Source organism: Streptomyces sp. WELS2 (assembly GCF_013870595.1).
Classification (GTDB): domain Bacteria; phylum Actinomycetota; class Actinomycetes; order Streptomycetales; family Streptomycetaceae; genus Streptomyces.
Genome location: NZ_JACBWZ010000102.1, coordinates 1 through 13,408 on the forward strand (window position 1 = coordinate 1; position 13,408 = coordinate 13,408).

Here is a 13,408-nt window from a genome sequence, read left to right on the forward strand (position 1 = left end):
TCTCCGGGCTGACGGCCCTCGCCCGGCACGGCCGGAGCCGGCGCGGCCCGGCAGCGAACCCGGTCGGCCACGCACCGGAGTTCCCGGAATCGACCACGGGAGACGGACGGAACCCCTCCGCCGGCCCCTCCCGGACGGAGGGCCGGGAGGACGACGCGTCCATCACGCTGGGGCGAGCGGTCTACGACATGACGCGGCCCGTCCGGCCCGTCCCCGCACAGGGACTGGCGGACGACCCGCCGTTCACCGCGCGGGCCGCCGTCCACAGCCATGTCGCACACCTCGCCTCACCCGGCCTGCTGGGCAACCCCGAAACCGTGCACATCCCGCTGACCGGGCACAATCTCCTGCTCACCCTCACCGCGACGGGCACGGACGAGGTGGTGCTGCGGTCGCTGCGGGCCGAGGTGACGGACCGCCTGCCGCTGCGCGCGGACGGACTCTCGCTGGCCCGGACCCGGATGCCCGACCTGGTCATGAGCGCCGACCTGCTGGAGTCCGCCCAGCGCGCGGTCCGCGCCTACCGGCGGCTGCGCAGGCCCGATGTCGCGGTCCTCCTGGATTCCTCGCCCGCGCCCCTCCTGGCGGGAGCCGGAACGGACTCCGCTCTGCCGCTGACCGCCGCGCCGGGTGCGAGCGCCACCCTCGTCTGCGCGCCCGTGACGGACGACGGGCGGTGGGTGCGGTGGCGGCTGACGGCCGAGATCATGTGCGCGGGACGTGTCTGGCGGCCCTGGTGGGACCTCACGGTCACCGCCACCACCGGTTTGGCACGCTTCAGCCCCGACGCCGCACCGACGCACGCGCCCGTGCACGCGCTCTACCCCGACCACTACGACCCCGGGGACCCGGAGGGACAGCGAGCCGCCCCGGAGACGGACGGCACGTTCCAGGTGGCGGCCCACACCTCGCGGGACGGTCGGGGAGTGCTGGAGACGCCGTCCCGTCCCGAGCCGCACCCCGAGCCGCCCGGCGCCGCCGAGGCCATCCGGCGCGCCGCCGCCCTGGCCCGCACCGGAGACCTTGCCGGTGCCGTGGAGGCCTGCCGGCCGGCGGCGGAGGCGGACAGCGGACAGGCCGCCTACCTGCTGGCCGGGCTCGCACAGCTCCAGGGGGACCTGGACGGCGCGGTGCGCTGGTACGAGCGGGCCGCCGCCCGCCGTGTCGCACCCGCGTACAACAACCTCGGCGCGCTGGCCATGCTGCGCGACGATCTCGGTGCGGCCGAACACTGGTACCGCCGGGGGATGGACGCGGGCGACTGGGCGGCGGCCGTGGGGCTCGGCCTGGTACGGGAGAGGCTCGGGGACGAGGCGCAGGCCGAGGAACTGTGGCGGCTCGCCGGCAAGCGGGACGCGCCGAACGCGGATCAGAACCTCGCGGTCCTCTACCAGCGGCAGGGCCGGCACCGGGAGGCCGGCGAACTGTTCACGCGGGCCGCCGAGGCGGGCGACGTCCAGGCGGCCGTGCAGGCCGGCTTCCGCTGCCATGAAGCCGGCGACCGCGCCGGAGCGGAGCGCTGGTGGCGCACGGCGGCCGACGCGGGCAACGCCGAGGGCGCCTTCTACCTGGGGTTGCTGCTCGTACGCGAAGGGCGGGCCGCAGAAGGGGAACGGCTGTGGGAACGCGCCGCCGAACGCCTCGGCACGCCTGGTCAGGCGGTCGCGACGACCCCTTCGGGGCCGGAGGCGGGGACCGTCTACCGCGTCGGCGGGGCCGCGGAGTCGGGTGAGGCGTACGCCGCCTACCACCTCGGGCTGCTGCACTGGGAGCGGGACGACCACGACGCCGCGCTCGCATGGTGGACCCTCGCCGCCGGGGCCGGCCACGCGGAGTCCGTGCTCGCGCTGTGCGAGCTGCACCTGAACGTACGCGGCGACCTCGCGGAGTGCCTGCGCTGGGGGTACGTCGCGCTGGAGATCGAGGGCGTGCCGGCCGACCGGGTGGCGGACCTCGCCGCGGGGATGCGCCAGGTCGCGGAGCAACTGACCGGTGCCGGCGGTGCGTTCGCGCCCGATCCGGCGTCCGCCGTGGAGGCGTGCTTCCTGGCGGCCGAGGCCTACCGGCGCCTCACCGCCCAGGACGGTGCTCACCGTCCGGCGTGGGAGGAGACCATCCGGCGTCTCGTCGCGCTGGCCGAATCGTCCGGCTCAGCGCGAGCACGGCAGCAGGCCGCGAGCGCGGCGGCGCGATTGCGGGCGGCGGGCTGACAGGGCGCCGTGTCCCGGGCGGCCCGGAGGTCCGCTCGACGCGGTGAAGCAGCCGTCGAGCGTCCCTTCGTCCGCTTGGCGCAAAGCCGCCGCCTCGGCTCAGCCGAGTGCCTTGACCGCCTGGTAGTAGGTCCAGGCCGTGCTGTCGCACGCGGTCTTCGTGGCCCCGGAGTAGTTGGCGCAGACGCGCTTGAGGTCCTCGTAGAGGGCGCTGTCGAGCCGCGACTTGTTGGCGCTGAAGGTGCCGGCGGCCTTGTAGTTGCGGTAGCCGAAGTCATGGCGGGCGCAGGACGTGGCGAAGGGGAAGCCGAACGGGTTGTCCGGCGAGGAGGAACAGTAGTCGGTCGACCAGTCGAACCCGTACGCGGACCAGGCGGCCTGGTTGGCCCGGGCGGCCACCCAGAGGTTGTAACTCGACGCGTTGGTCTGGGTCCAGCTCGCGAGGACCTGGGACTTGTCGGCGGGAGCGGCGTCGGCGGCGGTCGCGCCGCCGACGGTGGTGATCACGGCGAGAGCCGAGGCGGCCAGGCCGGCGGACAGTCTTCGGTGCATCCCACACCTCCATGAGACTGCGACTCTCCCTGAGCCGCAGGTACATGACAAATATGTGACGCCTCAACGCTACGTCCGGACAACGGAGTTGCATTGAATCGTTGAATACCGGCCGAACTCACATGGTCCGCGCCCGCACCCCATCGACCGCCCGGCCGACCGCGATGATCTACGGTCTACTACTGCACCAGTCCTGATCCTTGGCAACGGGGAAATACGCACATGTACAAGACAGCAGCCCTCACCAGCGCTCTGCTCGCGGCGGTGGTCCTGGTGACCGGATGCGGCAGTGAGAAGAAGGGCGCCGGCCCGGCCAAGGCGAGCGAGGCCTCGCCGGGTACCTCGGCGAGCGGTGAGGTGAAGGGCTCGGCCTCGGGGGAGAAGGGTGCTCGGCACCAGGTGGTCTTCGAGGTGGGCGGCACGGGGGCGGCCCAGGTCATGTGGAACGGGAACAGCAACCACTTCGAACAGGTCACGCTGCCCTGGAGCAAGACGGAGTCCATGCAGTTGGAGGGTGCCGAGCTGAAGGCCGGTGTCACGGTGTCGGTGGTGCCCGGCTCGGTCAAGGGCCCGGACGGGATGCTCAAGCCGGCCCCCTGCACCATCAAGGTCGACGGCAAGCGGGTCGCCGACAACCAGGACGGCAAGTCGCCCGAGCCCTGCGAGTACAAGCTCAAGGGCTGACAGCCGTCCGCCGTCGGACCGGGACATCGCTCGGTCAGGCCGGTCTGCCTCGCGGCCGCCGGGTCCGCCGACTTGACCGACCCGGCCGGTGTCGCGGCCGCCACCGTCACACTCCGCACGGCCGGGTGGAACGACGGCCGCACGCCGGAGGCCGAGGTCCGCCGGTGGAGTGCGGGCCTCGGTCAGTCGTGTTCGGGCTCCACCGGGAGCCACAGTTCGGCTTCGGCCTCGGTCTTCTCCGGCGACAGGCGGGTGCGCAGGATCTCAGGGCCGGGACGGCCACGGTACGGGTTCGACGGGAACCACTCGGTGAACACGTCCCGCCACAGCGCCTGGATGGCCCACGGCACCGGGCCGGAGGCCGTGAAGACGGCCCAGGTCCCGGCCGGCACCTTCAGCGTGGTCGTACCCGCGGGCGCGGCCGCGGAAGTGATCACGCCGTGGTAGTAGTCGAGTTCGGTGTTCTCGGCCCGGCCGGGATCCAGGTCGTCGCAGACCGCGACGACGCCGTGCGGCTCCTGGTCCGACAGCTCCTCCAGGAGCGTCATGGTCTGCGGGGAGATTCCCCGCACGAAGTCCGCGATCGCCTGGTTCGGCCCCGCATGCACCAGCGGGACCCGGGCCTTGAGCCCGACGACGGTGAAGTCCGCCTTGTCCACCACGCGGTAACGCATACTGCTTTTTCCCTCGATCGTGAGCCGGAAGGCCATCCTGGACTGGGAATTGAGCGCGGCGCCGGTACGGCGTGCCTCGCCCGGTCCGATGCCGTGCATGGCGCGGAACGCCCGCGCGAACGCCTCCCCGGAGCCGTAGCCGTAGCGGACCGCGATCGTCAGCAACGTCTCACGTCCGGCGACGACTTCGGCTGCCGCGACGGTGAGCCGACGGCGCCGGATGTACTCCGACAGCGGCATGCCCGCGAGCGCGGAGAAGATCCGGCGCAGGTGGTACTCCGAGGTGGCGGCGATACGTGCCAGCTCCTCCACCTCGATCTCGCGGTCGAGGTGACGTTCGATGTGCTCCAAAGCCCGATTCAGCCGCTCCAGCACGCCCGGTCTCCTTCCTCCGGCGTCCACGACGCCGCCCTCGCCGCGGGCGAGCTCCCCGCTGCCCGGCCGCTGGTGCTCCGGGAGCCGGCGCGACCTGCCTGGCTGGTCCTCCCCCGTCCTCCGGACAGGGTGCTCGGTCCTTCACGTGATCTTGTCCAGCATGTTGTCATGAAGCCCGGCTACTCGGTGCCGTCCCCGTCCGGGCCCGGCGTGGCCTGGCCCAGGCCCCGGCGGATCGCGATCTCCACGGGGGAGTACGCGCCGTCGGCCCGCTCCAGCTCGTACGGCGCGGCCGGCATCAGCGGCGGCTGGGCCATGAAGCGCGGCCGCACCCCGTGGTGCGGTTGCGCCGCGTGCACCAGGAACGGATGGCACAGGAAGACATCGCCCGGGGACCCGGTGGCGAGTGCCTGCGGCCGGTGATCGGACACCGCCACCAGCTCGGGGGCGAGAGTCAGCCCGCTCGCTCCCTCTTCCCCGTACCTCTCCAGCACCTTCGGCACGTCGAGGTGCGAGCCGACCCGGATCCGGGTCGGGGCGTCCTCCTCTCCGACCTCGCTGAACAGGAAAAGCATCAGCAGCGCCCGGCCCCGGGAACGCAGATTGGTGAAGTACCAGTTCTCGCCCTCCGGCAGATAACTCCCCTCGATGTGCCAGCCCGCGTCGTCGGGCTCCTCCTCGTGCGGGAAGCGCAGCGGGAACGTGCCCAGTGAGTAGCGCGGCTCCCAGCGTCCCGCGCCGACGAGCAGGTCGTAGGCGCGGTGCAGGGCGGGGGAGTTGGGTGCGGCGGCGAACGGTCCCTGTGCCATGCCGGCCACCCAGTGCACGGGCCGCGTCCACGTCGCCGGGTCGTCCGGGGCGCAGCCCGTCTCGCGCCACAGCAGCCGCGCGCAGTCCGCGGCCACGCGCGGCGCGACGGCACCCTCCAACTTGACGAAGCCATCGCGAAGGAATCGGGAAACCAAAGTCGTGTCGTCCATGCCCCCATCGTGCGTCGGCACCGGCTCCGGCCACCCGACATTCCCCGCACCACCTTTGTCGGGTGCCGAACCGGACCCCGCCCGGCTCCGCGGAGGACCGGCCAGACCTCGAACTCGAATCCGGCGGCCCGACACCTCGTAGCCGCCGACGACCAGCCGCATGCGCCGGGCCACCTCCTCGACGCCGGTGACCGAAGGGCCCGGTTCCAGGACCTCGTTCACGAAAGCTCCGGGCAAGGCCGACTCAGAAGTGTGTCGGTGGTGTGTGGCAGCATCCACGCCATGACGACAACAGGGATGGGCCGCGGACTGGACTTGTTCCGGAAGGGCGATTTCCCCATCTACACGCTGACCTTCGTGCGGGACCTGCGCCCCGCGGAGCTGCTCACCCGTATGGGCGTGGATCCGGAGACCTTGGGATTGCGCGGCGCCACGGACCTGTGGGACGACTTCGGTGACGACCTTTTCGACGATGAGGAGCCCGTCGTCACCAGCAACGTCGACGGCTCGTGGACGTGGGCGTGGGAACAGGGCGGCATGCACGGACTCGACGAGAGGATCTTGAGCCGCGTCTCCACGGGAACCGAGGCCGTCGTGCTCCACTACAACGAGAAGCCGATGCACTGGTTCAAGTACGCGGTGGGCGGCGAGGTCGTCGTCGACTTCCACACTCTCCAGGCGATCGAACCGACCGGCCAGGATCCGGCACGACTCGACGACGTCATGAGGCCCCTCGGACTCGTCCCCGGCCGGGTCGCGCCTCAGCACAGCGTCCTCGCCCTGGTGGAGGACGCCTTCGACATCCGTCTGCGCCACCCCGACGAGGTCGGCGAGCAGCGGTGGAGCGGCAGGCTGCGCCCCCTGCCGGACTGAGATCCCGAGCGGCGGCCCCGGGATCCGGTCCGCGACGGCCCCTGCCACAGCCCCGGCACGTACGCCGACCGGTGCTACGCCTTCGTCCTACTCGTCCGGGTGCGCAGGCCGGGGTCTCGGCGGCAGGGGTGGGTGACGCTGCGCCGGTTAGGGCAGGCGGGCGGTCCGTGCGCCGTCGGCGGAGAGCAGGAGGCGCCAGGAGCGGCCCGGCGGCGTGATAGTCGACGGCAGCCGGTTCATGCGGCCAGACGCTCGTCGTCGCTCAGCAGACCGATGCCGCCCACCGCTCCAGCAGGGCCTCACGCTCGCGAGGCGCAGGCGGCGCGCCCCACGCGGACTCGGGCGGGGGAGCGTCGGCAGGCCCGCGGCGACGATGGCGGTCCACTTGCGGCGCCCCCCGTTCAGATGCCGCACCGGGTCGAACTGCTCGGTGCTCGGCGCCGATCCCGAACGCTTCCCCGCTTCGCCCACATCCAGGCGCGGGAGCCCGATGAACTTCCCGTAGTCCCCGCCGAGCGCCGGTCTCATCCAGGAGTCGTCGTGCGGAAGCGGGCCCGGTAGGCGGTCGGTGAGATGCCCAGGGCGTTCTGGAAGGCCCGCCGCATCGCCTCGGCGGAGCCGAAACCGGCGCGTGCCGCGACGGTGTCCACGGGCTCGGTGCCCGACTCCAGCAGCGTCTGTGCCGCTTCGAGGCGGATCGCCTCCGTGTAGCGTCCGACCGTCGTGCCGACATGGGCCCGGAAGAGCCGGTTGAGGTGGCGTACGCTCACGCCGGCGCCGCGCGCCAGCGCGGTCGGGTCGTGGTCCGCGCCGGGATCCGCGCCGATGAGGTCCATGACCCGCCGGACGACGGGATGCGTCGACTCCCGCAGGGTCAGCCGAGCGCTGAACTGCGACTGCCCTCCCGGGCGCGCCATGAAGACCACGAGTTCCCGTGCGACCTCCCGGGCCACGTCGGGACCGTGGTCCTGCTCGACCAGCGCGAGGGAGAGGTCGATGCCCGCCGTCACTCCGGCCGAGGTGATCACATGACCGTCGTGGACGAACAGGGCATCTCTCTCCACCGTGACATCGGGGTAGCGGAGCGCCAGTTCGGGGGCCAGGCGCCAGTGGGTGGCGGCCCGCCGTCCGTCGAGCAGTCCGGCCTCGGCCAGCATGAACGCACCGGCGCACACCGAGGTCACCCGGCGGGCACGGCCGGCCAGGTCCTTCGTCATGGCCACCAGTGCCGGGTCGGCGACGGCTTCACGCCACTCCCGCCGCCCCGGGACCAGCAGGGTGCCCAGCTGTTCCGGCAGGTCTTGCCGGCCGGTGTGGGCGTCCAGCCGGACGGGGGCGGAGGTGGCCACCGGTCCTGGAGCGGCGGAGACGATCCGCACGTCGTACCGGGCCCCGTACGCGTTCGCCGTCGTGAAGACCTCGGCGGGCCCTGCCACGTCCAGCAGCTGGACGCCGGGGAAGGCCAGGATCACCACGACCTGCCGTGGCCGCCGGTCGCTCACTCCGGCCACGGCGAGTCGAGGACCGCCCGGACGAAGTCGCCTCGTTCGAATCCCGGCAGATAGTGCTCCAGGACATCGGCTTTGATGTTGCCGAAGGTCGTCTCCGGCTTGGGACCGACGCCCTGGGCGAAGGCCTCCAGGATCCGCCGTTTGAAGTCGGGACGGGGATGCAGGGCGAGGACGGCCGCGCGGTCGGCGGGTGCGATGTCGCCGTAGCCGATGCCCAGTACGTCGTACTCGACCCCGGCGGTGACCAGCGCGACCTCGGGTTCCATGAACTCCGGGATGCCGGGCGTGGTGTGCAGGGCGATCGCCGTCCACACGCGGCGAACGCCGTCCTCGGGCACTCCGTGTTCCCCCAGGAACCGGCGCGCCGCCTCGGCGCCGTCGACCTCGAAGCGCCGGCCACTGTCGTGGAAGCGCCGGCCGAGGCCCAGGTCGTGGAACATCGCGCCGATGTACAGGAGTTCCGGGTCGAAGTCGAGGTCGCGCCGACGGCCCTGGAGAGCGCCGAAGAGGTAGACCCGGCGCGAGTGGTGATAGATCACCTCGCTCGTCTCGTCCCGCACCAGCTCGGTCGCCTCCCGGGCAAGCTTTGTGTCCGGCACACCGACTCCGGCGACCAGCGTTTCGTCCGTCATCTTTCCACCTCACATCTGCCAGGCGTACGCGCGAGCCCCGCGCCGTGACCTCAGTCTTGTCCGTGCGGCCGGGCGGCACCATGTCCGTACGGACGGGCATCCCACGGATCCGGACACCGGGGCGACCCGGGTCCGCCCGGGGCATTTCGACCGCCGGTACACCGGGAGGCCGAGCCGTCGATCACCGAACCTGCCGACGCTCGTCACCGCGGACGCCGGGTCCGGCCGGTCGGCGACGGGGTTTCCGTTCCGCCGGCCTACCTCACCGCGGTCAGCGTCGCGTAGACCACTACGTTGCCCAGGTAGCCGGTGTCCTCGGTGTAGCCGCCGCCGCAAGTGATCAGCCGGAGCTCGGGCCGGCCGGAACCGCCGTAGACCTTCTTGCCGGGGAACCGGCTCTTGTCGTAGAGCTCGACGGCGCGGACGGTGAACACCGCTGTCCGCCGGTCCGCCCTGCCGATCTCGATGGTGGCGCCCTGGCTCAGGGCTCCGAGGTCGTAGAAGACACCGGGGTCGCCGGCGGGGGTGTCCACATGCCCGGTGACGATGGCGGTGCCCGCCGAGCCGGGAGCGATGCCGTCGCCGTACCAGCCGGCGAGGCCGGGCTCGTCAGGGGGTGGAGTCCGCAGCGCCCCGGCCGCGTCGAGGCCGACTCGTGTCATCGGGGCGTTCACGCCGATGGCGGCGATCCGGAGCCGGACCGGATCCGCGGGGGGCAGCGGACGGACCGCCGGGACGGTGCGGTCCGCGGAGGCGGAGAAGGCCTGGCCCGCCGAAGGCCGCGGCGGCTCCTCGTCGCGCACCCCGCTGATCAGCAGCACCGCGCCCGCCGCCATCGCCCAGCCCAAGGGGAACACGGCGGGGAGGAGCGGGCCTCGGGCGGAGCGGGTCGGTGTCCGGGTGCCGTGGCGGATGAGCCTTCGCTTCACGGTGGTGCGGTGTCGTCAGGTTCCGTTGGCGTTCGGCCGGCGGCACAGCCAGACCACACCGGCGGCGGCCGTGAAGAGCAGCGCACCCCCCAGGGCGAGCCCCGTGTCCGAGTCGTCGGCCGGTCCGAAACCGGCGTCGACCGAGCCCTCAGGAGAGCGGCCGGTGATCTGGTACGTCCCCGTGACCTTGGTCAGGGGTGGGCACTTGAGGGTGATGGTGTCACTGCCCGGCTTGGTGCCTTCCGGGATCTGGAACTCACCGGTGAGCACGCCCTCCTCATCGCCTTCGAAGAGGTGGAAATCTCCTCCGGCCTCCGAGGCGCCCTTGCCGTAGTCCGCGTCAGGGTCGCAGGCGCTGGTACTGACCGTGACCGTGGAACCCGGGGAGGCATTCCGCGGCTCGATGAGGATGTCCGAGTCGTCGGCGGCGGCAGCGGCCGGGATCTGCAGTACCAGGGCACCGAGAGCCAGGCCGATACCTGCACCCATGTGTGTGTAACGCATGCGAACCCTCCAACGGACAGTGCCCGGCCTGTCTGCGCGCACCTCACCTGTGTTCCGCTCACGAGGCAACCGACAGTCCGTCAGTCCCGCAACCCGACGCATCAGGACACGTGTCACCCGTTCAGGCGCGAGGGGGCTTCCGCTTGATCGCTTGCGCAGGTCACCGCCGCGCAGACCGGCGCCGGGCGTCACCCGCCACCCCGTACCCATAACGGTGAAGCCGACCGTGTGTCCCGCACGGTGCGGGGGTGTGTCGGGCGCCCGCGCCGGGAACTCACGCGACCTTCCGCACGCCGGGCGTCGTCACCCATATGGACGCACGGGCGAGGGTCGGCCCGCGCGCCGTTTGTTCAGCACTCGTCGGGATGCCGTCGCCGAGGGCGGCCGACCGGCCGACCGGCCGGCCGGTCTCGGCGGCGGCTGTCTCCCCGTGTCCGAGGCCGGCACCAACACGCCTGCTTGCCAAGGCATTTGCCGAGGGCCCGGCCGGGGACGAGTCGGGCAGTCCCTAACCGGAGTACGACATCGTGGCCCGGGCCGCCCGGTGGGCCGCCCGCGGTTTCCGGATCCCCACGGGGCGAGCTCCCAGGTACCCTGCGGATGCGGTACTCGGCTGTACTCGGTTTCCCTCAGGCTCGGCCCTCTGCGGATGCGATCCTCGGCTTCCCCTGAGCCCGGCCCCCTGCGGACGCGGTCCCGGCCGCCCCCCCGGGCGAGCACCTGAGGGGCAGCGGTGTCACACCGTCAGCTCACGTTCACGTCCACGCAGGCGTAGAAGGCGTTGGCGGTGTCGGCGATGTTCCACACGGCCAGTACCTTCTGCTTGCCGGTCAGGCTGCCGAAGTTCACCTGGTGGGTGACGGTCTCGCCGGGCCGGGCGCCGCCGTCGTCGAACTCCGCGATCTTCCGGCCACCCGCGTAGTACTGCCAGGTGCTGGTGGCGTGCCGTGCCGTCAGCCGCCAGCTGAAGCTGGTCGTCCGGCTGACCGGGGTGACCTTCCAGCCCTTGCTGTCGTCGTCGAGCTCGGCGAAGGCGGCGTTCCCTCCGCTGCAGCTCATCAGGCCCTTGGGGCCCTCCACGCTCTGCGGCTCGTACTTGATGGAACCGCAGGAGACCAGGCCGGCCGCGCACTGGGCCTGCCGGCTGGGGGGCGAGGATATGTAGCCGTGGGCGCTCGCGCTGGCGGCCGGCAGGCTCACGGCCAGGAGCGGGGCGATCCCCGCGCCGATGGCGGCGGCCAGTGTCTTCTTGCTCTTCATGACATCTCCTGTGGGGGTTCGTGCCCGTCGACGCGAAGGCGAGACAGGCATGAGCATGTCAAACAACAGCACCGTGGCCACGGGGATGGCCATGTGCGGTGACGGAAGCGTACCCCGCTTGGTCTAGACCAAACCAGTGCTCGAGTGCGGCAGTCGGGTCCGGCTGCCGACGGCGACGCTGCGCCGTCGGCGGCGCGGTGCCTCACCGGTGGCGTGCTCCCGTGCGCAGTCCGTCCATCACCAGGTCGAGGAGCCGGGTGGCGCGCGGGCGCCAGTCGTCGTGCGGGTCGAGCTGCCACAGGCCGGCTATGGCGAGGAGGAAGTCGTCCGCGGTGACGCCGGGGCGTATGGTGCCTGCTTCCTCGTTGGCGCGGAGCAGTAGTTCCGCCGCGTTGGCCACGGGCGTCGGCGACGGCTTCGCGGGGCCGCCCGGTGCGCTGGTCGCCTGCCGGATCGCGTCGGCCAGTCCGGCCTTGGTCATGGCGAACTCGGACAGCCGGTCCATCCAGGCGCGCAGGGCCTCGTCGGGCGGGCGGGTGTCCAGCAGATGGCGGGCGCTGTCGGCGACCTGCTGCATCTCGTGGCGGTAGATCTCGAGGACGAGGGACTCGCGGTTGGGGAAGTTGCGGTAGAAGGTGCCCTGCCCGACGCCGGCCTTCTTGGCGATCCCGCTCAGCGGGGCGTCCGCGCAGCGCGAAAGCTCGGCGAGTGCCACTTCCAGAATGCGCTCGCGGTTGCGCTGGGCGTCGGAGCGCCGGCATGAGTCCCTCTGCTGAGGCACGCGTCCTCCTCGAAAGGCGTGGCCAAACCTCGCCCTTGATAAGCGGACAGCTGTCCGTTAGGTTTCCAGATAAGCGGACAGCTGTCCGGTCACGTCCACCATAGCGGCGGAAACGGCCCTGTGGCAGTCGCCGGCCGCACTGTCCGGCCCCCAGCACCCGATACCTTCGCTTCGCCCACCCCGGGCGCAGGCCCGTACGACGCGCTCCACCCGCCGCCCGTATCCCGGCTGCCGGCTCAACCGTCTGTCCTGAATTGCGAAAGAAGCAGCGCATGGCCTCATCGACGTCCAGTGTCATCACATTGAAGATCAACGGCGAGAAGCACACGCTGCCCGTCGACCACCGCACCACCCTGCTCGACGCACTGCGCGAGCGGCTCGATCTGACCGGCACCAAGAAGGGCTGTGACCAGGGACAGTGCGGTGCCTGTACGGTCCTGCTGGACGGACGCCGGTCCGTGGCGTGCCTGCAGCTGGCCGTGGCGGCCGAGGGCCGGGAGATCACCACCATCGAAGGGGTGGCCGACGGCGAACGGTTGCACCCCGTGCAGCAGGCATTTCTCGACCTCGACGGCTACCAGTGCGGGTACTGCACGCCGGGGCAGATCTGTTCGGCGATCGGAATGATCGAGGAGCACGCGGCGGGCTGGCCGAGCGCCGTCACCGAGGACGTCCGTCCGCAAGCGGGGCCGCCGCCCCTGACCGCCGAGGAGATCAGGGAACGGATGAGCGGGAACCTGTGCCGTTGCGGCGCCTACGTGGCGATCGTCGAGGCGGTGGCCCGCGCGGCGGAGGCCCGCGGGGACGAAGGCCGCGAGGACGTCGTGACGGACGAGGCGAAGGAGGCCGTGGCATGAGGGAGTTCGACTATCAGCGGGCTTACGACGTCGTCGGTGCCGTAGCGCTGCTCGACGCCGACCCGGAAACCCGCTTCCTCGGCGGCGGCACCAACCTCGTGGACCTCATGAAGACGGGTGTCGAGCGCCCCGCACGGCTCATCGACATCCGCGAGCTGCCGCTCGACCGGATCGAGGTGACGGCCGAGGGCGGACTGCGCGTCGGTGCCACCGTCACCAACGGCGACCTGGCCGCCCACCCCGAGGTCCGGCGCCGCTATCCGGCGCTCGCCCAGGCCGTGCTGGCCGGCGCCTCGGGACAGCTGCGCAACATGGCCACGGTCGGCGGAAACCTGCTCCAGCGCACCCGCTGCGGCTACTTCACCGACATCAGCCAGCCGTGCAACAAGCGTGTCCCCGGCAGTGGTTGCCCCGCCGTGGCGGGCGAGCACCGCAACCACGCGATCCTGGGCGCCTCCGACCACTGCGTGGCCGTACACGCCTCGGACATGGCCGTGGCCCTGACCGCCTTCGACGCGGTGGTCCACTACCAAACGGCGGACGGACCGGGGGAGTTGCCGCTCGCCGACTTCTACCTGCCCGTCGG

General features: G+C 71.9%; 14 protein-coding genes. 5 read left to right on the forward strand and 9 right to left on the reverse strand.

Going from position 1 to position 13,408, the window contains the following annotated elements; translation table 11 throughout:
• The coding region (locus tag H5J33_RS09360; RefSeq protein WP_220212143.1) for a tetratricopeptide repeat protein at positions 1-2,210 on the forward strand (2,210 nt) is incomplete at its 5' end.
• Between the two features lie 99 nt (positions 2,211-2,309).
• On the opposite strand, the gene H5J33_RS09365 is transcribed toward H5J33_RS09360, so the two are convergent.
• A complete protein-coding gene (locus H5J33_RS09365) occupies positions 2,310-2,762 on the reverse strand; it encodes a phospholipase (RefSeq protein WP_181794423.1) in 453 nt (150 codons plus the stop codon).
• A gap of 222 nt (positions 2,763-2,984) precedes the next feature.
• Here H5J33_RS09365 and H5J33_RS09370 point away from each other — a divergent pair, with 222 nt between their 5' ends.
• Entirely contained in the window at positions 2,985-3,446 is a 462-nt protein-coding gene (locus H5J33_RS09370) for a hypothetical protein (protein ID WP_181794424.1), read from the forward strand.
• Between the two features lie 182 nt (positions 3,447-3,628).
• Here H5J33_RS09370 and H5J33_RS09375 read toward each other — a convergent pair whose 3' ends face one another.
• Complete coding sequence (locus H5J33_RS09375) at positions 3,629-4,495, reverse strand: AraC family transcriptional regulator (RefSeq protein WP_181794425.1); 867 nt, start codon at positions 4,493-4,495, stop codon at positions 3,629-3,631.
• A 179-nt stretch (positions 4,496-4,674) separates the two neighbouring features.
• Positions 4,675-5,475, reverse strand: a complete 801-nt coding sequence (locus H5J33_RS09380; protein ID WP_181794426.1) for a phytanoyl-CoA dioxygenase family protein — start codon at positions 5,473-5,475, stop codon at positions 4,675-4,677.
• A gap of 282 nt (positions 5,476-5,757) precedes the next feature.
• Here H5J33_RS09380 and H5J33_RS09385 point away from each other — a divergent pair, with 282 nt between their 5' ends.
• Positions 5,758-6,348 carry a DUF6461 domain-containing protein gene (locus H5J33_RS09385; RefSeq protein ID WP_258564977.1) on the forward strand — a complete coding sequence of 197 codons (591 nt, stop codon included), beginning with the start codon at positions 5,758-5,760 and terminating at the stop codon, positions 6,346-6,348.
• Positions 6,349-6,872: 524 nt separating this feature from the next.
• Here the strand turns inward: H5J33_RS09385 and H5J33_RS09390 are convergent.
• From H5J33_RS09390 to H5J33_RS09415, 6 genes are all read right to left on the reverse strand, one after another.
• The gene (locus tag H5J33_RS09390; RefSeq protein ID WP_399552795.1) at positions 6,873-7,850 is read right to left on the reverse strand and encodes a GlxA family transcriptional regulator; all 978 of its coding nucleotides are present in this window, start codon (positions 7,848-7,850) and stop codon (positions 6,873-6,875) included.
• Positions 7,847-8,491: an HD domain-containing protein gene (locus H5J33_RS09395; protein WP_181794427.1), complete on the reverse strand. Its 645-nt coding sequence runs from the start codon at positions 8,489-8,491 to the stop codon at positions 7,847-7,849. Before H5J33_RS09395 ends, H5J33_RS09390 begins: the two co-directional genes overlap by 4 nt.
• A gap of 257 nt (positions 8,492-8,748) precedes the next feature.
• Positions 8,749-9,327: a class F sortase gene (locus tag H5J33_RS09400; protein ID WP_181794435.1), complete on the reverse strand. Its 579-nt coding sequence runs from the start codon at positions 9,325-9,327 to the stop codon at positions 8,749-8,751.
• A 108-nt stretch (positions 9,328-9,435) separates the two neighbouring features.
• Entirely contained in the window at positions 9,436-9,924 is a 489-nt protein-coding gene (locus H5J33_RS09405; RefSeq protein ID WP_181794428.1) for a sortase, read from the reverse strand.
• A gap of 744 nt (positions 9,925-10,668) precedes the next feature.
• Complete coding sequence (locus H5J33_RS09410) at positions 10,669-11,184, reverse strand: lytic polysaccharide monooxygenase auxiliary activity family 9 protein (protein WP_181794429.1); 516 nt, start codon at positions 11,182-11,184, stop codon at positions 10,669-10,671.
• A gap of 202 nt (positions 11,185-11,386) precedes the next feature.
• Complete coding sequence (locus tag H5J33_RS09415; protein ID WP_181794430.1) at positions 11,387-11,965, reverse strand: TetR/AcrR family transcriptional regulator; 579 nt, start codon at positions 11,963-11,965, stop codon at positions 11,387-11,389.
• 272 nt (positions 11,966-12,237) lie between these two features.
• On the opposite strand from H5J33_RS09415, the gene H5J33_RS09420 reads away from it, so the two are divergent.
• Together H5J33_RS09420 and H5J33_RS09425 are read left to right on the forward strand one after the other, a co-directional pair.
• The gene (locus tag H5J33_RS09420) at positions 12,238-12,822 is read left to right on the forward strand and encodes a (2Fe-2S)-binding protein (protein WP_181794431.1); all 585 of its coding nucleotides are present in this window, start codon (positions 12,238-12,240) and stop codon (positions 12,820-12,822) included.
• Positions 12,819-13,408: xanthine dehydrogenase family protein subunit M (locus H5J33_RS09425; protein WP_181794432.1), on the forward strand; the 590-nt coding region annotated here is incomplete at its 3' end. The genes H5J33_RS09420 and H5J33_RS09425, both read left to right, overlap by 4 nt.

What these genes read in the sequence shown, in the direction of transcription:
- H5J33_RS09365 (WP_181794423.1), bottom strand. Translation starts at nt 2,762, where the DNA reads ATGCACCGAAGACTGTCCGCCGGCCTGGCCGCCTCGGCTCTCGCCGTG.
- H5J33_RS09370 (WP_181794424.1), top strand. Translation starts at nt 2,985, where the DNA reads ATGTACAAGACAGCAGCCCTCACCAGCGCTCTGCTCGCGGCGGTGGTC.
- H5J33_RS09380 (WP_181794426.1), bottom strand. Translation starts at nt 5,475, where the DNA reads ATGGACGACACGACTTTGGTTTCCCGATTCCTTCGCGATGGCTTCGTC.
- H5J33_RS09385 (WP_258564977.1), top strand. Translation starts at nt 5,758, where the DNA reads ATGACGACAACAGGGATGGGCCGCGGACTGGACTTGTTCCGGAAGGGC.
- H5J33_RS09395 (WP_181794427.1), bottom strand. Translation starts at nt 8,491, where the DNA reads ATGACGGACGAAACGCTGGTCGCCGGAGTCGGTGTGCCGGACACAAAG.
- H5J33_RS09400 (WP_181794435.1), bottom strand. Translation starts at nt 9,327, where the DNA reads ATGGCGGCGGGCGCGGTGCTGCTGATCAGCGGGGTGCGCGACGAGGAG.
- H5J33_RS09405 (WP_181794428.1), bottom strand. Translation starts at nt 9,924, where the DNA reads ATGCGTTACACACACATGGGTGCAGGTATCGGCCTGGCTCTCGGTGCC.
- H5J33_RS09410 (WP_181794429.1), bottom strand. Translation starts at nt 11,184, where the DNA reads ATGAAGAGCAAGAAGACACTGGCCGCCGCCATCGGCGCGGGGATCGCC.
- H5J33_RS09420 (WP_181794431.1), top strand. Translation starts at nt 12,238, where the DNA reads ATGGCCTCATCGACGTCCAGTGTCATCACATTGAAGATCAACGGCGAG.